Annotated in this window: 14 protein-coding genes and 1 pseudogene; 9 read left to right on the top strand and 6 right to left on the bottom strand. The window is 73.5% G+C overall.

Annotated elements, in window-relative coordinates; translation table 11 throughout:
• Nucleotides 1-2: 2 nt before the first annotated feature.
• Complete coding sequence (locus GA0070618_RS06600; RefSeq protein ID WP_088980846.1) at nt 3-821, bottom strand: PaaX family transcriptional regulator; 819 nt, start codon at nt 819-821, stop codon at nt 3-5.
• Nucleotides 822-1,012: 191 nt separating this feature from the next.
• Here GA0070618_RS06600 and GA0070618_RS06595 point away from each other — a divergent pair, with 191 nt between their 5' ends.
• Together GA0070618_RS06595 and GA0070618_RS06590 are read left to right on the top strand one after the other, a co-directional pair.
• Nucleotides 1,013-1,180: a DUF3117 domain-containing protein gene (locus GA0070618_RS06595; RefSeq protein ID WP_007455245.1), complete on the top strand. Its 168-nt coding sequence runs from the start codon at nt 1,013-1,015 to the stop codon at nt 1,178-1,180.
• Between the two features lie 117 nt (nt 1,181-1,297).
• Entirely contained in the window at nt 1,298-2,764 is a 1,467-nt protein-coding gene (locus GA0070618_RS06590) for a leucyl aminopeptidase family protein (protein WP_088980845.1), read from the top strand.
• Nucleotides 2,765-2,882: 118 nt separating this feature from the next.
• Here GA0070618_RS06590 and GA0070618_RS06585 read toward each other — a convergent pair whose 3' ends face one another.
• A complete protein-coding gene (locus GA0070618_RS06585) occupies nt 2,883-3,491 on the bottom strand; it encodes an O-methyltransferase (protein WP_088985332.1) in 609 nt (202 codons plus the stop codon).
• A 279-nt stretch (nt 3,492-3,770) separates the two neighbouring features.
• Here GA0070618_RS06585 and GA0070618_RS06580 point away from each other — a divergent pair, with 279 nt between their 5' ends.
• Together GA0070618_RS06580 and GA0070618_RS06575 are read left to right on the top strand one after the other, a co-directional pair.
• Nucleotides 3,771-5,150, top strand: a complete 1,380-nt coding sequence (locus GA0070618_RS06580; RefSeq protein ID WP_088980844.1) for a S1C family serine protease — start codon at nt 3,771-3,773, stop codon at nt 5,148-5,150.
• Nucleotides 5,151-5,224: 74 nt separating this feature from the next.
• The gene (locus GA0070618_RS06575) at nt 5,225-5,629 is read left to right on the top strand and encodes a Sec-independent protein translocase family protein (protein ID WP_088980843.1); all 405 of its coding nucleotides are present in this window, start codon (nt 5,225-5,227) and stop codon (nt 5,627-5,629) included.
• Nucleotides 5,630-5,668: 39 nt separating this feature from the next.
• Here the strand turns inward: GA0070618_RS06575 and GA0070618_RS06570 are convergent, their stop codons facing one another.
• From GA0070618_RS06570 to GA0070618_RS06560, 3 genes and pseudogenes are all read right to left on the bottom strand, one after another.
• Nucleotides 5,669-6,817: an Mrp/NBP35 family ATP-binding protein gene (locus GA0070618_RS06570; RefSeq protein WP_088980842.1), complete on the bottom strand. Its 1,149-nt coding sequence runs from the start codon at nt 6,815-6,817 to the stop codon at nt 5,669-5,671.
• A gap of 126 nt (nt 6,818-6,943) precedes the next feature.
• Complete coding sequence (locus GA0070618_RS06565; RefSeq protein ID WP_088985331.1) at nt 6,944-7,516, bottom strand: DUF1003 domain-containing protein; 573 nt, start codon at nt 7,514-7,516, stop codon at nt 6,944-6,946.
• 115 nt (nt 7,517-7,631) lie between these two features.
• Nucleotides 7,632-8,867: pseudogene (locus GA0070618_RS06560) on the bottom strand (magnesium transporter MgtE N-terminal domain-containing protein); the annotation flags it as partial.
• A gap of 33 nt (nt 8,868-8,900) precedes the next feature.
• On the opposite strand from GA0070618_RS06560, the gene GA0070618_RS06555 reads away from it, so the two are divergent.
• From GA0070618_RS06555 to GA0070618_RS06545, 3 genes are all read left to right on the top strand, one after another.
• Nucleotides 8,901-9,770 (top strand): PhzF family phenazine biosynthesis protein, encoded by an 870-nt coding sequence (locus GA0070618_RS06555; RefSeq protein WP_088980841.1) that lies wholly within the window; start codon nt 8,901-8,903, stop codon nt 9,768-9,770.
• Nucleotides 9,771-9,881: 111 nt separating this feature from the next.
• Nucleotides 9,882-10,397, top strand: a complete 516-nt coding sequence (locus GA0070618_RS06550; protein ID WP_088980840.1) for a hypothetical protein — start codon at nt 9,882-9,884, stop codon at nt 10,395-10,397.
• A gap of 201 nt (nt 10,398-10,598) precedes the next feature.
• A complete protein-coding gene (locus GA0070618_RS06545) occupies nt 10,599-11,576 on the top strand; it encodes a DMT family transporter (protein ID WP_088980839.1) in 978 nt (325 codons plus the stop codon).
• A 133-nt stretch (nt 11,577-11,709) separates the two neighbouring features.
• On the opposite strand, the gene GA0070618_RS06540 is transcribed toward GA0070618_RS06545, so the two are convergent.
• Nucleotides 11,710-12,633 (bottom strand): sulfite exporter TauE/SafE family protein, encoded by a 924-nt coding sequence (locus GA0070618_RS06540; RefSeq protein ID WP_088980838.1) that lies wholly within the window; start codon nt 12,631-12,633, stop codon nt 11,710-11,712.
• Between the two features lie 825 nt (nt 12,634-13,458).
• Between GA0070618_RS06540 and GA0070618_RS06535 the strand changes: the two genes are divergently transcribed.
• Both GA0070618_RS06535 and GA0070618_RS06525 read left to right on the top strand, forming a co-directional pair.
• Nucleotides 13,459-21,102: a type I polyketide synthase gene (locus GA0070618_RS06535; RefSeq protein WP_231931631.1), complete on the top strand. Its 7,644-nt coding sequence runs from the start codon at nt 13,459-13,461 to the stop codon at nt 21,100-21,102.
• A gap of 5 nt (nt 21,103-21,107) precedes the next feature.
• Nucleotides 21,108-25,904 (top strand): type I polyketide synthase, encoded by a 4,797-nt coding sequence (locus tag GA0070618_RS06525; RefSeq protein ID WP_231931630.1) that lies wholly within the window; start codon nt 21,108-21,110, stop codon nt 25,902-25,904.
• Nucleotides 25,905-25,938 lie beyond the last annotated feature (34 nt).

The raw sequence follows: 25,938 nt of genomic DNA, 5'->3' as shown, positions 1-25,938 counted from the left end.
GTCTAACGACCCTTCTGTCGTACGGCGCGGTGGCCCAGTTCGAGGCACTGCTCCACGTACCGGTCGGCGGCCGGGCGGAGCCGGGCCGCGTGTCGGTCGAAGAAACTGGCGGCGCTGGTGCCGGGCCAGCGCTCGGGCAGCAGGGCCGGGGGCAACTGCGGATCCTTGAACAGGAAGGTACGCCACGCGTGCACCAGTCGGAATCGTGCCGCGTACGCCTCCTCGTCGCCACTGCGTGCGTTGACCGTGGCCAGCAGGGGGCGCTGCTCGGCGACGAAGTCCTCGTACGCCTGGCCGATCTCGGCGAGGTCCCAGGCGCGACGGACCATGGCCACCGCGCCCGGCGTGCCGGCGGCGTGGGCGGCGCTGAACCGCTCGTACCGGACGCCGGCCTCGGCCAGCACGGCGTCGGTGTCCTCGGCCGCCCGGGTGGCGATCCAGGTCTGTTCGTCGAGGGTGCCGTAGCCGAGGAAACGCAGGGTCGTGGCGAGTCGCTGCCGCTCCCGGCGACCACTCGGCGCGTCGAGCACGATCAGGTCGAACCGGCCGTCCCAACCGGTCCGGGCGGTGCGGTAGATCCGGGACGCGGCCTCGTCGAGTCGGCGGGCCGCCTTCGGGGTGATCGCGTAGCCCGGTCCGGAGGCGAGTCGGAGCGGGTCCAACCAGCCCTGTCGCACCATCCGGGAGACCGCGGTACGCACGGCTGGGGGCGCGATACCGAGTGGTGCGAGCAGTTTGACCAGGGCGGCGACCGGTGCCCGGCCGCCCCGGGGACGGAGGTGGTCGCCGTACAGGTCGAAGAGTGCCGACCGTGCCTGCATGACCGCACATTGTGACAGGCCTACTCGGGATATGCTAGACGCTGTTACATCAATGCTGCTTCGGTTTGGGTCCGGCGGTGTTCATCAGGGAAAATCGTTGGTCAGCACCGCGCGTCGGCGCGTGGTGGGTTTAACGCGTAGTGGCTGTGGGGCAACCCACCGACCCTGGTGTAGGTCTGAGGGGAGACAACATGGCGGCGATGAAGCCGCGGACGGGCGACGGTCCGCTGGAGGTCACCAAGGAGGGCCGGGGCATCGTCATGCGGGTTCCGCTGGAGGGTGGTGGCCGGCTCGTCGTCGAGATGACTCCCGACGAGGCCAACGCGCTCGGTGACGCGTTGAAGGCAGCCGCCGGCTGATGGAGGAGTGGCCCGGGCGGCGTCCGCCGCCCGGGTGGTCCGGAAGAACCTGAGCCACCGGTACACCGGTGGCTCAGGCTCTTCGTGTCCTGAGAATCCCTGGAGGTACGGCAAAGCGTGCTGGACATCCGCCTGGTGACCGGTCCCGACCGGTTCGACACCCTCGTCCTACCTGTCCGAAGCGTCGAGGGGACGGACGCCCCGGCGGCGCTGGTCCCGACGGCGGCAACACTCTCCGACGACCTGGTCGCGGAGGCCACCGCGCTGGTGCCGGCGGCGGCACTGACCGGGGCCGCCGGTGAGACCCGGATCCACCTGCGCCCCCTGGCCACCCCCGTACGGCTGCTGCTGCTCGGCGTGGGCGACGGCGACGAAACCGGTTGGCGGGCCGCCGGGGCGGCGCTGGTGCGTGCCCTCGCGGAACAGAGCACCGCCACCGTGGCCCTGCCGGCCGACGCGCCGGCCGAGGCGGTACGCGGCCTGGCCGAGGGGGCGCTGCTGGCGTCCTACCGGTTCCGGCTGACCGACGCCGGCTCGACCCCCGCGTTGACCGGACTGGAGATCGCGGTCGCCGAGCCGGAGCGGTACGCTGCCGCGCTCGACACGGCCGGGACCACCGCCCGGATGACCTGTTTCGCCCGGGACCTGACCAACATGCCGTCGTCGGTGAAGAACCCGGAGTGGTTCGCCGACCAGGTCGCCGGGCTCGCCGCCGACCTGCCCGAGGTCGACCTGCGGGTCTGGCAGCCCGACGAGCTCGCCGAGGCGGGCTTCGGCGGCATCCTCGCCGTGGGCGGCGGCTCGGCCAAGGGGCCCCGCCTCGTCGAGCTGGGCTGGCACCCGGCCGGCGCGACGACGCACGTGGTGCTGGTCGGCAAGGGGATCACCTTCGACACCGGCGGCATCTCGATCAAGCCGTTGTCCGGCATGAAGCTGATGCGCAAGGACATGGCGGGGGCCGCCGCCGTGGTGGCCGCGACCCTCGGGGCCGCCGCGCTGCGCCTCCCCGTCCGGGTCACCGCCCTCGCGCCGCTGGCCGAGAACATGGTCTCCGGCTCGGCCTTCCGGCCGGGTGACGTGATCCAGCACTACGGCGGGCTGACCAGCGAGTCCACCAACTCCGACGCCGAGGGACGGTTGGTGCTCGCCGACGCGCTCGCGTACGCGGTGGACCGGCTCGCCCCCGACGTGCTGGTCGACCTGGCCACGCTCACCGGGGCGAACTCGATCGCGCTGGGCTCGCGGACCGCCGCGCTCTACACCGAGAACGACGGGCTGGCCGAGGCGTTGGTCTCCACCGCCGCCGAGGCGGGCGAGCGGTCCTGGCGGATGCCACTGGTGGGCGACTACGTGGAGTATCTCGGCAGCGACCTGGCCGACTTCTACAGCGCCCCGAACCGGGGCGCTGGCTCCGTGGTCGCCGCCCTGTACCTGCGGGAGTTCACCGGGGACCTGCGGGACCGCTGGGTGCATTTCGACATGTCCGCGCCCGCCTGGTCGTCCGACTCGAACGGGGAACTCGCCAAGGGCGCCACCGGCTGGGGCGTCCGGGGTCTGCTCCGCTGGCTGGCGACGCTGGCCTGAGTCGTCGGCTGCCGGTGCGGTTGGTTGCAGGGGGCCCTTCCTACCGTTTTTCGATGAGGAGGGGACCCCGGCAACCACCCGGAGCCGGTGGCGGATGGAGCGGGCGGCGGTGGGGCGGTCAGCAGCGGATGGCGGCGAGCAGGCCGTGGCCGACCGGGAGCAGGGCGGGCACCCACTCGTCCGACTCCCGGAGGGCCTTCATGGCCTCGCGCAGGGTCACCGTCTCCAGGTCGCGGGCGGCCGGGTCGCCGATCCGCCCGCCGGCCAGCGCGCCGTTGACGGCGAGCACCCCGCCCGGGCGGAGCAGCCGCAGCGCGGCCTCCACGCAGGCGCTCACCCCGGTCACCTCGGCATCGACGAACACCAGGTCGTACGCGCCGTCGGCGAGGCGGGGCAGCACGTCCAGGGCGCGACCGGTGATGATCCGGGTACGCCCCGCGGGGAAGCCGGCCTCGGCGAAGATCCGGCGGGCGATGCGCTGGTGCTCGATCTCCACGTCGATGGTGGTGAGCACGCCGTCGGCCCGCATGCCGCGCAGCAGCCAGATGCCGCTGACCCCGGTGCCGGTGCCGATCTCCACCACCGCCCGGGCGCTGCCGGCGGCGGCGAGCAGCCGCAGGGCGGCGCCGGCTCCGGTGGTCACCGCGTCGACGCCCACCTCCTCGGCGAGACTGCGGGCGGTGCGCAGGACGATGTCCTCGGCGACGTACGACTCGGCGAAATGCAGGGCCTGCGCCGTCGAACTGCCGGAACTGGCGGCCGTGGCGATGGGGCACCTCCGGGGCGGCGGGAGTGAATCGGGGCGGATTCGCGGTATGAGCCTAGAGGCGACGGTCGAGGGGCGCAGCCACGCGGTCGGGTCGGTGTGGTGTTCGCCGGTACGACCGCCGACCCGGGTCCGGGCATCCGTGCAATCCTGGATGGTGATCCCGTCCGTCGCGGCCGGGCCGGTGCCGCCGGCCCGCCCCCGGCGTACGGGGCTCGGGACGGACTGGGAGGCACCGACGTGACCGACGGCTGGGACTGGCGCCGGCCCGCCGCGAACGACTCCGCGCCGACGCGGCCACCGGTGGCCGGGGGAGCGCCGACGGGCGGTGCGTACGGGGGGCCGACGAACGGCGCGGGCGGTGCGTACGGGGCACCGACGCACGGTGCGGGCGGGTCGTACCCCACTACAGTTACCACCTCGCCGTGGTGGTCCGACGCGCTCGCCGACCCGTGGCGGGACCCGGCCGCGCCCACCGCCGTGGTGCTGCCGGCCGTGCCGGTACCGGGGACGGAACCGGAGCCGGTGGCCGACCCGGACACGCCCCGCCGACCGGTGCTGCGTCAGGTGCTGCTGATCGCCGTGGTCTCCGCGTTGCTCGCCGGCACGCTCGGCGGGGCACTGGGCTACACGTTCGCGGTGCGCGGTGGCGTGGGCGGGACGGTGCTCGGGGCCCAGTCGCAGGACCCGCCGGTGGCCGCCCAGCGCAAGCCCGATTCCCTGGCCGGGGTCGCCGCGCGGGTGCTGCCCAGCGTGGTCACCGTCCGGGTCGGTGGTGCCGCCGGCACCAGCGAGGGCTCGGGCTTCATCGCCAGCGCCGACGGCCACGTGATCACCAACGACCATGTGGTCGCCGGCGGCAACGGCCGGACGACCGTGATCTTCAACGACGGTTCCTCGGCCCCGGCCACCCTGGTCGGTCAGGATCCGGAATCCGACATCGCTGTCATCAAGGTCGCCCGGACCGGGCTGCGGCCGGTGGAGTTCGGCGACTCGGACGCCCTCGCGGTCGGCGACCCGGTGCTCGCCATCGGTTCGCCGCTCTCCCTGGCGAACACGGTCACCGCCGGCATCGTCAGCGCCCTGGACAGGACCATGCGGGCCGGTGAGCCGGGTGGACCGGTGCGCTACTACGCGGCGATCCAGACCGACGCCGCGGTCAACCACGGCAACTCCGGCGGCCCGCTGGTGGACGGCGCGGGGCGGGTCATCGGGGTGAACTCGACGATCAAGTCGTTGGTCTCCGACGGGCAGGAGGCCGGCAACATCGGTCTCGCCTTCGCCATCCCGATCAACCAGGCCAAGCGCATCACCCAGGACATCATCGGCACCGGCAAGGCCCGCCGCACGGTGATCGGCGCCGAGGTGCCCGGACCGGGTGCGGCCCCCGGCACCGGGGGCGTACGGCTGGTCACGGTCGAGCCCTCCGGGCCGGCGGCCGGGGCCGGGCTGAAGGCCGGGGACGTGATCCTCCGGCTCGCCGGGCGTCCGCTGTCCGAACCCACCGACCTGATCGCCCTGGTCCGCAAATTCGCCCCCGGTTCGGTGGTGACGGTCGAGTACCGGCGTGGATCGTCCCTGGACAGCGCATCGGTGACGCTCGCCGCAGACGCCAAGTAGGCGACGGCCACCCCCTCCCGGAAGCCCTCCGGCGTGCGTACGCTTGCCCGCAGATGCCGAGGAGGAGGTTGCGCGTGTTCGACAACCTGGGCGCGTTCGAGGTCGGTGCGCTGCTGCTGCTCGCGTTGCTGATCTTCGGCGACCGGCTGCCGGCGGTGATCAGCGACGGCCTGCGGATGGTGCGCAACCTGCGCAACATGGCCCGGAATGCCACCACCGACCTGAGCCGGGAGTTGGGCACCGACATCCAGCTGGAGGACCTGCATCCCAAGGCGTTCATCCGCAAGCACCTGCTCAGCGAGGAGGACGAGCAGGCGATCCGGAAGCCGTTGCAGGGCATCTACGACGACCTGCGCACCGACGTCACCGGCGTGCACCAGGAGCTGAAGGACGTGGCCGCCGCGACGGACCTGCGCTCCGGACCCGCCCCGGCCGCCACGCCGCCCCGGCCCCGCAGCTTCGACACCGACGCCACCTGACCCCCGGACCGCGAGACGGCGGGGGTCAGGTGGCGTCGGTCAGCGGCCGGCGGGCTTGAGCCCGAGGGGCTTTCCGAGCAGCGACTCACGGCGTACGGCCAGTCGGTCGGCGACCGCGTCCAGCGCCTTCGCAGCCGGGGCCGCCGGCTCGGCCAGCACGATCGGAGTGCCGGCGTCGCCGGCCTCACGGACCCGGGTGTCCAGCGGGATCTGCCCGAGCAGTGGCACCTGCGCGCCGATGGTCCGGGTCAGCGACTCGGCCACGGTCGTCCCGCCACCGGAACCGAAGACCTCCATCCGGGAGCCGTCCGGCAGCTCCAGCCAGGACATGTTCTCGATCACACCGACCACCCGCTGGTGGGTCTGGAGGGCGATCGCACCGGCCCGCTCGGCCACCTCGGCGGCGGCGGTCTGCGGGGTGGTGACCACCAGGATCTCCGCGTTCGGCAGCAGCTGGGCCAGGGAGATCGCCACGTCGCCGGTGCCCGGGGGCAGGTCGAGCAGGAGGACGTCCAGGTCGCCCCAGTAGACGTCGGCGAGGAACTGCTGCAACGCCCGGTGCAGCATCGGGCCGCGCCACACCACGGCGGCGTTGCCGGCGGTGAACATGCCGATCGAGATGACCTTCACGCCGTGGGACTGGGGCGGCATGATCATGTCTTCGACCCGGGTCGGACGGGCGTCCGCGCCGAGCATCCGGGGCACCGAGTGGCCGTAGATGTCCGCGTCGACCACACCGACGGAGAGCCCCCGGGCGGCGAGCGCCGCGGCGAGGTTGACCGTCACGCTGGACTTGCCGACGCCGCCCTTGCCACTGGCCACCGCGTACACCCGGGTCCGGGAGCCGGGCTGGGCGAACGGGATGACCGGTTCCTCGGTCGCGCCGCCGCCGCGCAGCTTCGCCTGGAGCGACTGCCGCTGCTCGGGGCTCATCACGCCGAACTCGATCTCCACACCGGTGACCCCGGGTACCGCCCCGACGGCGGCGGTGATGTCGGCGCGCAGCTTCTCCTTCAGCGGGCAGCCGGCAACGGTGAGCAGCAGCTCGACCCGGACGACGCCGTCGTCGCCGACGACCGCGGAGCGGACCATGCCGAGGTCGGTGATCGGCCGGCGGATCTCGGGGTCGTCGACGGTGGCCAGCGCGGCCTGGACGGCGTCGGAGACGGTGCTGACGGGTGCTGACATGCCGGCAATGCTACGTCGGCGACCCTTCGTGACCACGGGCAGCGGGGGCGGTGTGAGCGAGTCGGCGGCCCGCCGTGTGCCCCTGTCCGGTCGGCCGGAGCGGTTCCGGCGGCACCGGGTACGCGGTCAGCCCGCGTCCGGTTCGTCCCGGGGCTCGTCGAGGGGTTCGGGGCGCTGGCCGGACTTCTCCTGCTGCCGGCGTTCGAGCCGGTGGCGGCGCTGCTGTGCCTCGTCCAGCTCCTCGGCCAGTCGGGCCAGCTCGGAGCGGAGGAAGTCCCGGGTGGCGACCTCGCCCATGGCGATCCGCAGGGCGGCGATCTCCCGGGCGAGGTACTCGGTGTCCGCCTTCTGGGCGGTGGCGCGGCGGCGGTCCTCCTCCAGCGAGACCCGGTCCCGGTCGGCCTGCCGGTTCTGCGCGAGCAGGATCAGCGGGGCCGCGTAGGACGCCTGGAGGCTCAGCACCAGGGTCAGGAAGGTGAAGGTGTACGGGTCGAAGCGCAGGTGGGCCGGGGCCAGGGTGTTCCAGCCGAACCAGGCCGCGATCACCACCGTCATGTAGACGATGAAGTTGGCCGTGCCCATGCCCCGGGCGATCCCCTCGGACCAGCGTCCGAACGCCTCCGGGTCGAACCGGGGTAGCTTGATCTTGCGGGACTCCGCCGGCTGGTCCAGCCGTTCGGCGCGGCGCTGCTCAGCCATGCCCACCGTCCGTCAGCCGGTCCCCGGCCGGCGCTCCGGGCAACGGCCCACCGGGCAGGCTCACGTCCGGTGCGGCGGGCAGGTCCACGTCCGATGCGTCGGAGAGGTCCGCCGCCGCGTCCCGGTCCCGCCAGTCCCGGGGCAGGGAGTGGTCCAGCACGTCGTCCACGGTGACCGCGCCGACCAGCCGGTTGTTGCGGTCCACCACGGGCATGGCGACCAGGTCGTAGGTGGCCATCCGGCGGGTGATCTCCGGCAGGGGGGTGGTCTCCCGCAGCGGGTCGATGTCGTTGAGCACCACGCCGCCGAGCAGGTCGGCCGGGGGCTCCCGGAGCAGGCGCTGGAAGTGCACCATCCCCAGGTAGCGCCCGGTCGGGGTGGTCATCGGGGCCCGGGCGACGAAGACCTGCGCCGCCACGGCGGGCGAGAGCTGCGGCTCCCGGATCCGGGCCAGCGCCTCCGCGACGGTCGCGTCCGGCGGGAGGATGACCGGCTCGGAGGTCATCACGCTGCCCGCCGTGCCCGCGGTGTACTTCAGCAGTTGGCGTACCGGGTCGGCCTCGTCCGGTTCCATCAGGTCGAGCAGCACGTCCTGTTCCGGCGGGGGTAGCTCGTTGAGCAGGTCCGCGGCGTCGTCCGGGTCCATCTCCTCCAGCACGTCGGCGGCACGCTCCCGGCCCAGGGCGGAGAGGATCTCGACCTGGACGTGCTCGGGCAGTTCGCTGAGCACGTCCGCCAGGCGTTCGTCGTCCAGGGCCGCCGCCACCTCGTTGCGGCGCAGGTCGGGCAGGTCCTGAAGAGCGTTGGCGAGGTCGGCCGGGCGCATGTCCTCCAGGACGGCGAGGAGGTTGGCCGTGCCCCGGGTGTCGGCGAAGCCGGTGAGGCCCCGGACCTTCTCCCAGTCGACCTGGTGCAGGTGCCCCCGGCGGGTGAGCCGCCCGCTCTGCTCCCGGACCGCCACCCGGCTGAGCGACCACTCACCGCCCCGGTAGCACTCCATCGCCACGTCGACCACGGTGCCGGCCTGGCCGTTCGGATCGAGGTGCACCCGGCGGTCGAGCAGCTCGGAGAGGACCAGCAGCTCGTTGGGGCGCTTCTCGAAGCGGCGCAGGTTCAGCGTGCCGGTGCCGAGGACGACCGCCTCCGCGTCGAGCGAGGTGACCCGGTTGATGGAGAGGAAGATGCGCCGGCGCATCGGCATCTCGGCGACCAGTCCGACCACCTCGGGCGGGCGGTTGGTCGGCCGGAGCCGGGCCACCGCGTCGCGTACCCGCCCCACCTGGTCGCCGTTCGGGTCGAAGACGGCCACCCCGGCGAGTCGGGCGATGTAGACCCGGGTCGGCGTGCTCACGCCGACCAGCCTATGCGCCTAGTGTCTATCAACATGTCGACCTTGGCCTACGAGATCGTGGACGTCTTCACCGACCGCCCGTTCGCCGGCAACCCGCTGGCCGTGGTGTTCGGCGCGGAGGGGCTCGCCACCGAGCAGATGCAGACGCTCGCGCGGGAGTTCAACCTTTCCGAGACGGTGTTCGTGCTGCCCGCCACCCAGGTCGGCGCGACGTACCGGGCCCGGATCTTCACCCCGGCGGCGGAGCTGCCCTTCGCCGGACACCCGAGCGTGGGGGCGGCGGTGACCGCGTGCCGACGGGGCTGGTTCGACACGGGCCAGGTCACCCAGGAGTGCGGGGCGGGGGTGCTGCCGGTCGAGGTGACCGGGACGGGTGCCACGCTGTCCGGCGGGATGCCCACGCTGGGACCGGAACTGGACGTGGAACCGCTGCTGGAGGTGACCGGCCTGCGGGCCGCCGACCACGCCGGACCGGCGCCCCGGGTGGCCGGCTGCGGGCTGGAGTTCCCCTACCTGCCGGTCCGCCCGGACGCGTTGGCCCGCGCCCGGGTCGACGCGAGGGCGGCGGAGCGGTACGGAGTGGAGCATGTCAGCGTCTTCTCCTGGGACGCCGGTACGCAAACCGCCCGTTCCCGGGTCTTCGTGCCCGGCATGGGGGTTCCCGAGGATCCGGCCACCGGCTCGGCCGCCCTCGGCCTAGGCGTGTGGCTGGTCGCCAGCGGGCTGCTCCCCGGTGACCGGCGGTCGTCGTACACCGTCGAACAGGGCTACGAGCTGAACCGTCCGTCCGTGCTGACCTGCACGGTCACCGCGGCCGGCGGCGTCGCGCTGGGTGCCACGGTCAGCGGCCAGGTGATGCCGGTCGCCCGAGGCGAGATCAACGTTCCGCCCTTCCTCGGCTGACCCGCCCGGCCACGTGGACGGTGAGGTGGATCTCCTGAAGTACCCCGTCGACCCCGATCGGACGGCGGTCCGGCGGGCGTCCGGGGGCGGCGTAGGGCAGGATCTGCGGGTGTGAGCGACGAGGTGGAGGGGCGGGCGGCCACGCCCCTGGTCGACGAGGCGCTGAAGAAGGCCGCCGTGGCCTGGGTCCGGGTGCCGGACGGTCCGGCGCTCGCGCTCTGGTGCGTACCCCTGGAGGGCGCCCTGTTCGTGGTGAGCGGCCCGGGGGAGCAGACGGCGCCGGGCCTGGCCGGGGCGACGGAGGCCGAGGTGACCCTCCGGGGCGACCACGGCGGACGGATCGTGACGTTCCCGGCTCGGGTCTCTCGGGTGGAACCGGAGAGCGAACCGTGGGCCACGGTCGCCCCGGCGGTGGCCGGCAAGCGGCTCAACGCCTCGGGCTCCGTCACCGACCTGGTGCGCCGGTGGGCCACGGACGGCTGCGCGTTGAACCGGCTGGAGCCGGCGGGCACGCCGCTCGCCGGGTCCGCGTTGCCGGACGACTCCCTTGCCGAACCGCCCCGGGAGACCCCCGCCGTCCGGCAGACCCGTAAGCCCTTCCGCCTGCACCGGGTACGCCGCCGCTGACGCCGGCGTGGTCGACCGGAGCTGGTTCCGCCGGTCCCGCCGGTCGGGACGGTTCGGCTTACCACGCTGCTGCGTACGGTCGACCAGCTCAGAGCAGGGCTGGCGGTGACCGGACGCCGCAGGACGGTTCGGCCACCGGGCGCCGGCTGCGTCCGGTGCGCGCGTCCCGCCCCGACCGGCCCTGTGTGAGGATCGTCCTCCGTGCAGTCGTCACCGCCGCATCCGCCCCTCGACCCGCTGACCACCGGGGCGATCGTGCTGGCTGTCGCGGCGGTCTCCTCGTCGGCGCCGCTCATCGCGTTCGCGACCGCGCCCGCGCTGGCCATCGCCTTCTGGCGGAACCTCATCGCCACCGGTGTCATCGCACCGTGGTCGCTGGTCCGCCGCCGCGCCGAGTTCCGGATCCTGGCGTCGGACGCCGGGCGGCGCGAGGGCTGGTACTGCGTGCTCTCCGGGGTGGCGCTGGCGGCGCATTTCGCCACGTGGATGCCGAGCGCGCAGCTCACCTCGGTCGCCGCCGCGACCGCGCTGGGCGCCACCCAGCCGGTGTGGCAGGGGCTCATCGCCCGCTGGCAGGGCCGCCGGCTGCCGCGCACGGTGTGGGTCGGCATCGGCATCGCGGTGTCGGGTGCGGTGCTGGCCAGCGGCGCCGACATCGCCGTCTCCGGCCGGGCCTTCGCCGGCGACCTGCTGGCCATCGCGGGTGCGATCTTCATCGCCGGCTACACCGCCCTCGGCGAGCGGGCCCGCGCCACGCTGAGCACCACCACCTACACCACGATCTGCTACAGCGTCTGCGCGGCCGTCCTGCTGGTGGTCTGCCTGGCCGGCGGGGTGCCGCTCGGCGGGTACGACAGCGACACCTGGCTGGTGATCCTCGCGCTGGTCGCCGGGGCGCAGCTGCTCGGGCACTCGATGTTCAACTACGCGTTGCGCCGGGTCTCGGCCACCACCGTCAGCGTCCTGATCCTGCTGGAGGTGCCGGGGGCGGCGTTGCTCGGCTGGCTCTGGCTGGGGCAGTTCCCGCAGCCGCTCGCCCTGTCCGGTCTGGGTGTGCTGCTGGCCGGCACGGTCGTGGTGGTGCTGGGCGGGGCGCGGGCCGGCCGGCGGCCCCAGCCGGTGCCGTTGCCCGGGGAGGTGGGGCCGCCGCCGCCCGGTCGGGCCGGGCCGCCGGCCTGACGCGTCGCCCGCGCCCCTGCCGCCCCTCTGGGGCGCGGCACCGGGGTCGGCCGGGTCCCCGCCTACCTGGGTGACCCGGCCCGACCCCGGGGGCGACGCGTGCGCTCCGGCCTCAGGTGCTGGCCGGTCCTGGTCAGGAACTGACCTCGTCGGCCAGCCCGGCCCGTTCGGTGGGGGCGGGCGACGGCTCGTTCCGGGTGGCGAGGTACTGCCGGACCGACCAGACCACGGCTGCCGCCCAGGCCACCGTCACGATGGCGTAGCAGATGTACCGGACGGTGTCCGGGGCGTCGATCCACTCGCTGCGCAGCAGCGTACGGCCGTTGGTGAGGATGATCATGCCGCCGACCGCCGAGCCGAGCACCCGGGGTGGGACCTTCCGGACCAGCCACGCCGCGATCGGCGCGGCGGCCATGCCGCCGAGCAGCAGGGCGAGCACCCAGCCGTAGTCGATGTTCTGCGAGCCGAGCCCGAGCAGGAAGCCGAGGCTGGCGGCGACCGCCACCAGGAACTCGCTGGTGTCGATCGATCCGATGACCCGGCGCGGCTCCATCCGGCCGCTGGCGAGGATGGCGGGGGTGCCGACCGGGCCCCAGCCGCCCCCACCGGTGGCGTCGACGAATCCGGCGACCAGGCCCAGCGGGCCGAGGAACCGCTTGCGCAGCGGCAGCCCGACCCGGCCGGTGGGCAGGCCGGCGACGGTGAAGCGGATCAGCAGGTAGAGGCCGAGGGCGAGCAGGATCAGCGACATGATCGGCGCGGCCGCCGCGGTGGAGATGCTGGAGAGGAAGGTCGCGCCCAGGAAGGCCCCGAGGGCTCCCGGCACGCCGACCCGGCGCACCACCCGCCAGTCCACGTTGCCGAATCGCCAGTGGGCGGCACCGGAGACGAGTGTCGTGCCGATCTCGGCCAGGTGAACTGTGGCGGACGCGCTGGCGGCGCTGGTGTTGATGGCGAGCAGCAATGTGGTGGATGTCACTCCATAGGCCATCCCGAGACTGCCGTCAACAAGTTGGGCACCGAAGCCCACCAGGGCGAGCATGATGAGTTTACGCACTTTTAACCACCGATCATAAAGAGGTAATGAGAGTTAGCCGCCTGGACACGAGCGCGCTCCGGCAATCCCGTCGGGGCCGGAGGGTTGGCATTCGCGCTGGTGGCGGGGGTGTTGCCACGGTGGTGCGGCGAGTTTCGGGGGCGGATCGAACCGCCGAACGCCACACGTGGCGGTAAAACGATCGTTAAGGGTCGAATCGGTCGGCTGATGATCTGTGACACGAGCCACGTGTCATCAGGTGGGAGGCGGGGTGGGCGGCGCTGTCCCGGTGTCCCGGGATGCTCCTGCGGGTCTTCGGCCGGCCGAATCGGCAGGTGGTGGGCCGTCTTGGTCCGGCTGGTCAGGGCGTCGGGTCGTCCGGGTGCCTCACCTCGCTCTCGCGTAAGTCAGAGCAATTCGATAGGGAATGGCGGCTACGAGATGGAAAGGGATCGTCCACGGCTGCCGGTCGCTCTGACAAGAGCCCGTCCGGATATTGAGACAGGTTGATTCATCAACTGTCTCCCGTCAATGAGGCCCCTCGCGGGCCAGTTGTTTCGTGAGTAATTAACAACCTTCTTGCGGCCCGTTCCGGGTGCGCCTCTAGTGATCCTCGACCGGCTCTCGTCGGTTCTTCCTGGCAGCGGTTGAGGTAAATCCCGCCTGCTCGGTAGGAATTCTGAGACCGTCTCACGTTCGGGCTGGCGTTAATCATTCGGCAACAACCTGCCACTAGCTTGTTACGGAGCGCAACATCGATTCATGCGAATTCGGATCTGGTCACTCGCGGTTTGGCCGATCCAGCCCGTCGCAACGCGAGACCCTCGCGAACGAAGTGGGAGCCCGATGAGTACTGCAACGTACACGCGCGACCTCGTCATGGTCGTCAACCCCGGCGGCGCGGTAGAGCCCGCCCCGCGACTGGCCGCCGCCGCTCGCGTCGGCGGTGGGTTGGGAGTGTTGGACCTGGCGGGCGGCGACGACTGGGTGCTGCGCGCGCTCGTCCAGGCCGTCGCCTGGTCGTCGGGGCCGCTCGGGATACGGGTACCGGCCGGGTGCCAGGCCACGGTGGACGAGGTGGAACGCGTCGCGCCGGGTGGGGTCGACCTGGTCGTCCTGACCTCGGACTCCTCCTGGACGGTGGCCGAGGTGGCCCCGCGCTACCGGGTACTGGTCGAGGTGACCAGCCGGGACGAGGCGCACGCCGCAGCCGAGGCCGGCGCCCACGGCCTGATCGCCCGGGGTATGGAGGCCGGTGGGCGGGGCAGCGACCTCAGCTCGTTCGTCCTGCTCCAGCAACTCGTCGCCGACGAGACCCTGGACCTGCCGGTCTGGGTCGCCGGTGGCGTCGGCCCCCGCACCGCGGCCGCCTGCCTGGTCGGTGGGGCGGTCGGCGTCGTGCTGGACAGCCAGCTCGCGCTGATGCCCGAGTCCGAGCTGCCGACCGACGTGCAGAGCGCCATCCGGCGGATGGACGGCTCCGAGACGGTGCTGGTCGACGGGATCCGGGGAATCCGGCGCGGCGGCCCGCACGACGAGGACTCCGAGCTGGTGCCGATCGGCCAGGACGGCTGGCTCGCCAGCGTCTTCGCCGAGCGCTGGCCGGACACCGCCGCCGCCGTCCGGGGCATCCGGGCCATGATGCTCGACGCCGCCACCGACGACGCCGCCGGTGAGGTGCTGGCGCCGGGTTCGCCGCTGGCCGTGGACCTCGGCATCCGGGTGCCCGTCGCCCAGGGGCCGATGACCCGGGTCAGCGACGAGCCCGGCTTCGCCGCCGCCGTCGCCGAGGACGGCGGCATGCCCTTCGTCGCGCTCGCCCTCAACGGCGCGAAACAGACCCGCCGGATCCTCACCGAGACCGCCGCCCGGCTCGGCGACCGGCCCTGGGGCGTCGGCGTGCTCGGCTTCGCCCCCGAGGAGGTGCGCGAGGCGCAGCTGGAGATCATCCGCGAGCTGCGTCCCGCCTGCGCGATCATCGCCGGTGGCCGGCCCCCGCAGGCGAAGGCGTTGGAGCAGCAGGGGATCACCACGTTCCTGCACGTCCCGTCGCCGGGACTGCTGCGGCAATTCCTGCGCTCCGGGGCCCGCCGGTTCATCTTCGAGGGCGCCGAGTGCGGCGGCCACACCGGTCCCCGGGCCAGCTTCCCGCTCTGGGAGGCCCAGCTCATGGTGCTTGAGGAGTACCTCGACGCCGAACCCGACGCGGCCACGGCGCTCCAGGTCTTCTTCGCCGGCGGCATCCACGACGCCCGCTCGGCCGCGATGGTCGCCACCATGGCGTCGCCGCTGGCCCGCCGGGGCGCGCGGATCGGTGTGCTGATGGGCACCGCGTACCTCTTCACCGCCGAGGCGGTGGAACACAACGCGGTCCAGCCGCTCTTCCAGCGCGAGGCGATCGCCGCCGACCGGACCGCGCTGCTGGAGACCGCCCCCGGGCACGTCACCCGGTGCCTGCCCACCCCGTTCGTCGACGACTTCCACCGGGTCCGCGACGAGCTGCGCGAGTCCGGGGTGGAGAGCCGCGAGGCGTGGCAGGAACTCGAGAAGCTCAACATCGGCCGGGCCCGGATCGCCAGCAAGGGCATCGTCCGCGAGGGCGACACGCTGCGCTCGGTCGACGAGGACACGCAGGCCGCCGAGGGCATGTTCATGGCCGGACAGGTGGCGGTGCTGCGGGACAGCGCGACCACCATCGCCGGGCTGCACGACTCGGTCAGCGCGGGAGCCCGCGAGTACCACGGGAACAGCCTGGACGTGATCCGGGACCGGCTGGCGCCGCCCGCCGAGGTCGAGGACGCCCCCGCGCCGCTGGACATCGCGATCGTCGGGATGGCCTGCATCCTGCCCGGCTCGCCGGACCTGGAGAGCTTCTGGCGTACGGTGCTCAGCGGCGCGGACGCCGTCGGCGAGGTGCCCCCGCAGCGCTGGGACACCGACCTCTACTACGCCCCGGAGGTCGGCCCCGGGCAGACCGGCCGGATCAGCGTCTCCAAGTGGGGCGGCTTCATCGAGCCGGTGCCGTTCGACGCGATCGGCTACGGCATCCCCCCGGCCGCCCTGGCCAGCATCGACCCGACCCAGCTGCTCGCCCTGGAGATCTCCCACCGGGCACTGGTCGACGCCGGGTACGCGTACGACGCCCCGGGAGTCGACCACTCCCGCACCGGCGTGGTGTTCGGCGCGGAGGCCGGCAGCGACATGGGCCACGCGCAGACCCTGCGCACCATGCTTCCGGCGTACCTCGGCGACGTGCCCGCCGAGATGGAGGAACTGCTCCCCACGGTCACCGAGGACAGCTTCCCCGGCGTGCTGGCGAACGTGATCGCCGGCCGGGTGGCGAACCGGCTCGACCTGGGCGGTCCCAACTACACCATCGACGCGGCCTGCGCCTCGTCACTGGCCGCGATGGACGCCGCCTGCAAGGAGCTGGCCAGCGGCGACAGCGACATGATGATCTGCGGCGGCGCGGACCTGCACAACGGCATCAACGACTACCTGATGTTCACCTCCGCGCACGCGCTCTCGCCGACCGGCCGGTCCCGGCCGTTCGACTCGACCGGTGACGGCATCGCCCTCGGCGAGGGCGTCACCTGCATCGTGCTGAAGCGGCTCGCCGACGCCGAGCGGGACGGCGACCGGATCTACGCGGTGGTCAAGGGGCTCGGCGGCTCCAGCGACGGCCGTGCCCTCGGCCTCACCGCGCCCCGGACGGACGGGCAGCGCCGGGCCCTGGACCGGGCGTACCGCCGCAGCGGCATCTCGCCGCGCGAGGTCGGCCTGGTCGAGGCGCACGGCACCGGCACGGTGGTCGGCGACCGGACCGAACTGGAGACGCTCACCCGGATGTTCGCCGAGGCCGGCGCGGAGCCCGGAAGCTGCGCGCTCGGCTCGGTGAAGTCGCAGATCGGGCACACCAAGTGCGCCGCCGGCCTGGCCGGCGTGATCAAGGTGGCGCTCTCCCTCTACAACGGCATCCGCCCGCCGACCATCCACCTGGAACGGCCCAACCCGGCCTGGCACCCGGAGCAGAGCCCGTTCGCCTTCTACACCGAGGCCCGCCCCTGGGCGGCCCCGGCCCGGGAGCGGATCGCCGGGGTGAGCGCCTTCGGGTTCGGCGGCACCAACTTCCACACCGTGCTCGCCGCCTACGGTGACGCCCCGGAGCCCCGGCACGCCCGGCGCACCTGGCCGGCGGAACTGTTCTGCTTCCCCGGCGTCGACCGGGCCGCCGCCCACCAGGCGATCGTGCAGCTTGCCGACCGGCTGGCCGCCGACGGGGACCGGGACCGGCCCGGCCGCCTCGCCGAACTGGCCGCCCAGGTGGCCGGGGAGGCCGCCGGACGGCGGGGACCGACCCGGGTCGCGATCGTCGCCCGGGACGTGACCGAACTGGACACCCTGCTGCGGCGGGCCCTCGCCGGTGAGCACGACCCCGCCAAGGGACTGGTGCAACCGGCCGACGACGCCGACCCCGGCAAGGTGGCCTTCCTCTTCCCCGGCCAGGGCAGCCAGCGCCCCGGCGCGCTCGCCGAACTCTTCGTCACCTTCCCCGAGCTGCGGCACTACCTGGAACTGGACCGCGACGCGGCGGAGCTGCTCTTCCCGCCGACCGCCTTCGACCCGGCCAGCCGCAAGCGGCAGGAGGAACGGGTCCGGGACACCCGGGTCGCCCAGCCGGTGCTGGGCATCGGCGGCCTCGCCGTGGACCACCTGCTGCGCCGCCTCGGCGTCCGGCCGGACATGACCGGCGGGCACAGCTACGGCGAACTCGTCGGACTCTGCGTCGCCGGTGCGTTCGACGCCCGTACGCTGCTCGAACTCAGCCGGGAGCGGGCTGCGGCGATCCTCGGCGCGACCCCCGGCGAGGACCCGGGCACCATGGCCGCGGTCAGCGCCACGCCCGAGCAGGTCGCCCAGGTGCTGGCCAGCGCCGGGCTGACCAGCGAGGTGGTGCTCGCCAACCGGAACGCGCCGAAGCAGATCGTCATCTCCGGCCCGACCGCCAAGGTCGAGGCGGCGGTGGTGGCGCTCAAGGAGGCCCGTGTCTCGGCGAAGCTGATCCCGGTTGCCTGCGCCTTCCACAGCCCGCTGGTGGCCGGCGCGGTGGAGCGCTTCGCCGAGGTGCTCGCCGACCGGCGGATCAGCGAACCGCGCATCCCGGTCTGGTCCAACCTGACCGCCGCCCCCTACGTCGACAACCTCGACCAGCTCCGCCAGCAGCTCGCCGAGCAGATCGGGGAACCGGTCCGCTTCGTCGAGCAGATCGAGGCCATGTACGCCGCCGGTGCCCGCACCTTCGTCGAGGTCGGCCCCGGCCAGGTGCTCAGCAAGCTGGTGAAGGCGGTGCTCGGCGACCGGCCGTACCGGGCCGTCGCCACCGAGCGTGGACCGGCCGACGGACTGCGCGGATTCCTCATCTCGGTCGGCGAGATCGCCTGCGCCGGCGTGCCGGTCCGTACCGACTGGCTGTTCCACGGACGGGTCAGCGGCCGGCCCCGCGACGCCGCGCCGAACCGCCGTCCGGTCTGGACGGTCGACGGGCAACTCGTCCGCGACCAGAACGGCGACTGCCTCCCCGGCGGCATGACCCCTCCCCGAATCGTCAAGGAGTTGCCGATGAGCCCCTCGAACGGTGCCCACTCCCACGCCCCCGCCGCAGCCCCCGCGCCCGTCCCCGTCCAGCACGTCGTGCAGGACATCCGGGGCGAGCTGCTCGGCGAGTTCCTGCGGACCACCCGGGACATGATCGCCTCGCAGCGGGACATCATGCTCGCCTTCCTCGGTGACGGCGGCAGCGGCGGACGCCTGGTCTGGCAGCCGGCCGAACCGCACCGGACCGACGGGTACCCGAACGGCTCGGCGGTGGCTCCGGCCGCGCCCGTGCAGTACGCCCCGGCGCAGTTCGTCCCGGTGGCCGAGCCGGCGCCGGTCCCGGCGATGGCGGTCTCCACCAACGGCGGGTCCGCGACGACCGCGACGGCGACCACGTACGCCCCCGCGCCCGTCGCCCCGCCGGCACCCGCGCCGGCCGCCCCGGCCGGTCCCTCGCTGGCGGACTTTCAGAACGCGATCCTCGCCGTGATCAGTGAGCGGACGGGTTATCCGGTGGATCTGATCGAGTTGGATCTGGATCTTGAGGCGGATCTGTCGATCGACTCGATCAAGCGGGCTGAGGTGGCCGGTGAGGTCGCGTCGCGGCTGAGTCTCGCGGTGGAGGGTGACGAGTCGGAGCTGGAGGACCTGGTCAAGGCGCGCACCGTCCGCGCCATGGTCACCTGGCTCGACCAGCGGATGGGCAGCACCGCCGCCCCGGCCGCCGTCGCCGTGGCACCCGTGGCCGCGCCGGCCGCTCCGGCGGGTGGTGCGTCGTTGGCGGACTTCCAGGCCGCGATCCTGGCGGTGATCAGTGAGCGGACGGGTTATCCGGTGGATCTGATCGAGTTGGATCTGGATCTTGAGGCGGATCTGTCGATCGACTCGATCAAGCGGGCTGAGGTGGCCGGTGAGGTCGCGTCGCGGCTGGATCTCGCGGTGGAGGGTGACGAGTCGGAGCTGGAGGACCTGGTCAAGGCGCGCACCGTGCGGGCCATGGTCACCTGGCTCGAGGCGAAGATGTCCGCCACCGTCACGGTCTCCGCTCCGGTCGCCACCGCGCCCGCCGTCGCGGCTCCGGCCGTCCCGGCTGCTCCGGCGGGTGGTGCGTCGTTGGCGGACTTCCAGGCCGCGATCCTGGCGGTGATCAGTGAGCGGACGGGTTATCCGGTGGATCTGATCGAGTTGGATCTGGATCTTGAGGCGGATCTGTCGATCGACTCGATCAAGCGGGCTGAGGTGGCCGGTGAGGTCGCGTCGCGGCTGGATCTCGCGGTGGAGGGTGACGAGTCGGAGCTGGAGGACCTGGTCAAGGCGCGCACCGTGCGGGCCATGGTCACCTGGCTCGACCAGAAGATGAACGCCACGGCCGCCCCGGTCGAGGCTGCGCCGGCCCCCGCCCCGGCCGCGACCGAGGAACTGGCGAACCCCGGCATCCCGCCGAAGCGCCTGGTGCCCCGGGAGTCGGTCCGGCCCGCGTCCCTCGGCGACCCCGCCGAACTCCTCGCCGGCAAGCAGTTCCTGATCACCGGTGGCGGCGCGGTCGGGGCGTACCTGGCCGAGCTGCTCGGTGAGCACGGCGCGGGCGGCCAGCTCGGCGTCCTCGACAGCGAGCAGGCCGACCAGGGCTTCGACGGGTTCCTGTTGCTCGACGGGCTCACCCGCACCGAAGGACCCCTGCTGCCGTCGGTGTTCCCGCTGGTCAAGCGGGTGCTGGCGACCGGGCCGCGCTGGTTGATCGGCGCCGGCGCCCCGGCGGCCGGCGGCACCGCCGACGGCATGCCCGGCCTGTTCCGCACCATCGCCCGGGAGTACCCGGAGCTGACCGCCCGCTTCGTCGAGCTGGACGTCGAGACGGAACCGGAGGTCCTGGCCCGGCAGCTCCTCGACGAACTGCTGACCGTCGGCGAGGAGAAGCCCCCGGTGGTCGCCCGGCGTGGCGACGAGCGGTACGTCGCCGACCTGGTCCAGGTGGACCTGGGTGCGCTCGCCTCGCGGGGTGCCGGCCCGGCCGGTGAAGGAGCCTCGGAGGTCGCCGCGCTCGGCCTCAGCCACGAGTCGGTGGTCGTCCTGATCGGTGGGGCCCGGGGCATCACCCCCTGGTTCGCCCGTACCCTCGCCTCGGCCGGCCGGTGCCGGATCGAGCTGGTGGGCCGCACCCCCAGGCCGGCGGGTCCGGAGGACGCGGCGCTGGCCGCCGCCCGGGACAAGACCGAGCTGCGCGCCGCGCTGGTGAAGCAGGGGCTGCGCGCACCGGCCGAGATCGAGCGCCGGGCGCAGGCCATCATGGCCGGCCGGGAGGTCGAGGCGACCATCGCCGAGCTGACCGAACTCGGCGGCGAGGTGCGCTACCACACTCTCGACGTGCGGGACGCGGACGCGACGAAGGCCCTGCTCGCCGAGATCCACCAGCACCACGGTCGGCTCGACGGCCTGGTCTACGCGGCCGGCATCATCGAGGACAAGCTGATCGCCGAGAAGGACCCGGCGTCCTTCACCCGGGTCTTCGACGTCAAGGTCAACGGGGCCCGCGCGGTGCTCGCCGGTCTCGACGAGCTGCCCGACCAGCCGAAGTTCGTGGTCTTCTTCGGCAGCATCGCCGCCGCCTACGGCAACCGGGGCCAGTCCGACTACGCCGCCGCCAACGACGCCCTGGACACCATCGGCACCCGCTGGTCCACCCAGACCGGGATCCGCTGCCTGACCGTCCACTGGGGCCCGTGGGCCCCGGGCGCCGGCCACGGCGGCATGGTCACCGCCGAGCTGAGCCGGGAGTACGCCCGCCGCGGCATCGGCCTGATCGACCCGGAGGAGGGCGCGCTCAGCCTGCTCCGTGAGCTGGCCTGGGCCGAGCCGAGCGACACCTCCGTCGTCTACACCGCGTCGGGCTGGTGAGCGTCGTGACCAAGCCCGACCAGCAGATCGCGATCGTCGGTATGGCGGCGCTCATGCCCGGCGCCGCCGACCTGGACAGCTACTGGCGCAACCTGGTCGCCGGGGTGGACGCGATCACCGACGTCCCGGAGCACCGCTGGGACGAGGAGTTCTACGACCCGGAGCAGGCCCACCGGGCGGACCGGATGTACTGCCGGCGGGGTGGCTTCGTCGACGAGTACGCCACCTTCGAGCCGCTGAAGTTCGGCGTGATGCCCGCCTCGGTGCACGAGATCGAACCCGACCAGCTCATCACGCTGGAGGTGGCCGCGAAGGCCATCGACGACGCGGGCGGCCCGGACCGGCTCCCGTCGGGGGAGCGGGTCGGGGTGATCCTGGGCCGGGGCGGCATCCTCAGCCCCGCCCAGGCCCGGTACGCCCAGCGGGTCCGGATGTCCAGCCAGGTCATCAGCATCCTCCGGGAGCTGATCCCGGACGTCGACCCGGCCCGGCTGGAGATGCTCCGCAAGAAGTTCGACGAGCGGCTCGGCCCGTACCAGCCGGAGGGGACGATCGGCCTGGTGCCGAACCTGGCCGCCTCCCGGGTGGCGAACCGGCTCAACCTGCGCGGCCCGGCGTACACCATCGACGCGGCCTGCGCCTCGTCGCTGATCGCGGTCGACCAGGGCATCACCGAACTCCAGAACGGCCGGTTGGACGCGGTGCTCGCCGGCGGCGTGCACCACGTGCACGACATCAGCTTCTGGTCGGTGTTCAACCAGCTCCGGGCGCTGTCCCGGCAGGGCGAGATCCGGCCGTTCGACGCGAACGCCGACGGGCTGCTGATCGGCGAGGGCACCGGCATCGTGGTGCTCAAGCGGTACGCCGACGCGCTCCGCGACGGCGACCGGGTCTACGCGGTGATCCGGGGCAGCGGGGTCTCCAGCGACGGCAAGTCGGCGAGCATGTTCAACCCGGCGGTCTCCGGTCAGGTGCTGGCCATCGAGCGGGCCTGGGCGGCGGCCGGACTCGACCCGACCGCGCCGGACGCGGTGGGCCTGCTGGAGGCGCACGGCACCGGCACCCCCACCGGCGACGCGGCCGAGCTGACCACCATCGGGCAGACCTTCGGGGCGTACCGGGGCGGGCCGAAGCCGGTGATCGGCTCGGTGAAGTCGATGATCGGCCACACCATGCCGGCGGCTGGTGCCGCCGGCCTGATCAAGGCGACCCTCGCCGTCTACCGGGGCGTGCTCCTGCCCACCCTGCACTGCGACAACCCACGCGCCGAAATGGCCGGAACCCGGTTCGCGCCGATCACCGCCGCCCAGCCGTGGGAGAGCGACGGTCCGCGCCGGGCCGGGGTGAACGCCTTCGGTTTCGGCGGGATCAACGCCCACGTGATCGTCGAGCAGGTGACCGACTCGGCCGGGGTCGCCCTGCCGACGTCCGGGCTGACCGCGACGGCCGACGGGAAGGTCGTGGTGGACGAGCCGGACCAGGTCCTCTGGCTCGCCGCGCCGACCCCGGCCGCCCTGGCCGAACTGCTCGCCTCCGACGACGCGACGGTACGCCGGCTCGGCGCGGAGCGGGCCCAGGCCGCGCCCGGCCCGGTCGGCGACGCCGAACGTGTCCGGCTCGGCATCGTCAACCCCAGCGAGAAGCTGCTCACCGTGGCCCGCAAGACGGTGGCCCGGGGCCAGGCGTGGCGGGGCGGCCGGGACATCTGGTTCACCCCGGACCCGCTGCTGGCCGGCGGCGGCAAGCTCATCTCGGTCTTCCCCGGTCTGGAGGCGGAGTTCGCCCCGCGGACCACCGACCTGGCCGCCCACTTCGGGATGCCGAACCGCCCCTGGTCGATGGAGGACCTCGGGCAGCACGGCGCCGGCCTGATCGAGGTGGGCAAGATGCTGCACGAGGCGCTGCGCCGGATGAACGTGACGCCGGACGCGGTCGCCGGGCACAGCATCGGCGAGTGGACCGCCGCCGCGGTCAGCGGCCAGGCCGACGGGGCCAGCATGGACGAGTTCCTCGCCATGTTCAGCGCCGAGTCGGTGGAGATCTCCGGGTACGTCTTCGCCGCCGCCGCCACGGCGGCGGACCAGGTCACGCCCCTGCTGCCGGACTTCCCCGGGGTGGTGCTCTCGCACGACAACGCCCCACAGCAGTGCGTGGTCAACGGGCCGGAGGCCGAGGTCGACCGGCTGGTGGAGGTGCTGCGCGGGCGGAACGTCTTCTGCCAGAAGCTGCCCTTCAAGTCGGCGTTCCACACCCCGATCTTCGGCGACGGGCTCCGCTCGATCGGCGACGCGCTCGGCCGGCTGCGGGTGCAGCCGAGCCAGCTCCCGATCTGGTCGGGCACCCTGGCCGCGCCGTGCCCCGACGATCTCGACGAGGTCCGGCACCTGTTCATCCGGCACATGATGGAGCCGGTCTGGTTCCGGCAGACCGTCGCCAACATGTACGACGCCGGCTTCCGGGTCTTCCTCCAGGTCGGCGCCGGCCAGCTCGCCTCGCTCATCGACGACAACCTGCGCGGCAAGGACCACCTGGCGATCCCGGTGAACGTCTCGCACCGGGGCGGGCTCAACCAGCTCCGCCGGGTGGCGACCGCGCTCTGGGTGGAGGGCGGGTCGCCGGACCTGCGCGTCCTGTCCACCCCGGGCGGTCGCGCCCCGGTGGCGAAGAGCACCGTGGGCACCGGCAAGCGTGGTCCGACCATCAAGCTCGACCTGGGTGGACCGTTGGTCCGGCTCGGCGAGGACGCGGCCGGCATGCTCGGTCTCCCCACCCCGGGGAACGGATCTGCGGTCGCGGCGACGCCGACCGAGCCCGCCCAGCCCGCCGCACCGGCAGCGACCGGTGAGACCGCCGGGGCCCTGGCGGCGCTCAGTCAGCTCGCCGGCCACTCCCGGGCCGCCGCCGAACTCGCCGCCCTGCTCCGGGACACCGCCCAGGGCACGGCGAGCGTGCTGGCCCGGGCGGGCGGCACGGCCCCACCCGTCCAGCAGCGTCCGGCCGCACCGGCGACCCCGCCGGCCGCCGCTCCCCGGTCTCCCGTCGTGCCGCCGGCCGCCGCCCGCACCGGTGCCGCGCCGGCCGCCGCGCCCCGACCGGGCACCGCGCCGTCCGCCGCGCCACCGGCGCCGCCCCGGGCCGGCGTCCCGGCGGTCGCCCGTCCCGTCGCGCCGGCCGTCGCGCCGCAGCGACCGGCGACCCCGCCGGTTGCCCGCCCCGCCCCGGCCGCCAGCCGGGAGGTCGGTCGGGTCACCCTGCGGGTGTCCATCGAGACCATGCCGTACCTGCGGGACCACTGCTTCTTCGTGCAGCCGGACGACTGGCCGAACATCGAGGACCGCTGGCCGGTGGTGCCGGCGACCGCCCTGGTCCAGCACATGATGGACGCCGCCGAACAGCTGCTCCCCGGCCAGCGGGTGATCGAGGTGCACGACGCCAAGTTCAACCGTTGGCTGATCGCCGAACCGGCCCAGGACGTCGAGATCACCGTGCGGGAGGCCGGGGGGAACCGGTACACCTGCTCGATCGGCTCGTACGCCCGGGCCACCGTCGAGATGGGCGCCGCGTACCCGGAACCGACCGAGCAGCCCTGGACGCACGACCCGGCCACCGAGCGCCCGACCACGCTCCCCGCGGACGAGATGTACGCCGAGCGGCTGATGTTCCACGGCCCCCGGTTCCAGGGGGTCACCGCGATCCACGCCATCGGCGACATGCACGTGCGGGGCGTCGTGACCGCCCCGGTGCCGCCCGGCGCGCTGCTGGACAACGCGCTCCAGGTCATCGGCAACTGGCTGATCACCACGCAGCCGATCCGGACCGTGGCGCTGCCGGTCGGCCTCCGGAACGTCCAGTTCTTCGGGCCGCCCCCGCCGGCCGGGCGGGCGTTCGAGTGCGTCGCCCGGGTCCGTTCCATCGACGACGGGCAACTCGTCGCGGACACCCAGCTCAGCTACCAGGGGCGGGTCTGGGCGCAGATCAACGGCGCGGTGGACCGGCGTTTCGACAGCCACCCGCAGGCCCGGGTCGCGGAGCGCTTCCCGGAGCGGTACCCGATGTCGCAGTTCCAGCCGGAGGGCTGGACGATGGCCTTCGACTGCTGGACCGACCTGGTCACCCGGGGCATGGCCGCGCGGGGCATCCTCGGCGGCGCCGCCAACGCCGAGTACGAACGGCACCCGGCGAAGACCCGCAAGCAGTGGATGCTCGGCCGGATCGCGGCCAAGGACGCCGTCCGGGGCCGCCTCTGGGAGGACGGCCACACCGACATCTACCCGATCGAGCTGACCGTCGGCAACGACCCGTCGGGCCGCCCGTTCGTCCAGGCCCGGGAAGGCCGGGACTGGCGCGACTGCGACGTGTCGCTGGCGCACTGCCAGGAGATCGGCGTGGCCATCGCGAAGCCGCGTACCCCCGGGGAGCCGGTCGGCGGGCCGGGCGTCGGCATCGACGTCGCCGAGATCGCCGACCTGCCGGCGGGCTGCGCGCTCGACCCGGCGGAGACCGCGTTGCTGGCGTCGCTGGCCGGCGCGGACGCCGCCCGACGGCAGCTCTGGGCGACCCGCTTCCGGGCGGCCCGGGAGACGGTCGGCAAGGCGGAGGGCGTCGGCCCGGCCGGCGGCCCGCACCCGATCGTCGTCCGGGCGGCCACCGACGAGGCGCTGACCGTCGAGACGGCCGGTCGCACCTACCGGGTCGGCCACCGGGAGGTCGCCAACCCCGACGACCTGCCGCCCCGCCGCTACGTCGTGGCCTGGACCTGGGGTCCGGAGCCCGCCACCGCCCCCGGCGGAACCCGTTCCTGACCCCCGCACCGATCAGTCGAAACGCAAAGGAGCA

Source organism: Micromonospora echinospora (genome assembly GCF_900091495.1).
Classification (GTDB): Bacteria; Actinomycetota; Actinomycetes; order Mycobacteriales; family Micromonosporaceae; genus Micromonospora; species Micromonospora echinospora.
The sequence above is the reverse complement of the archived record's forward strand: the minus strand, read 5'-3'. Positions and strand labels throughout refer to the sequence as shown.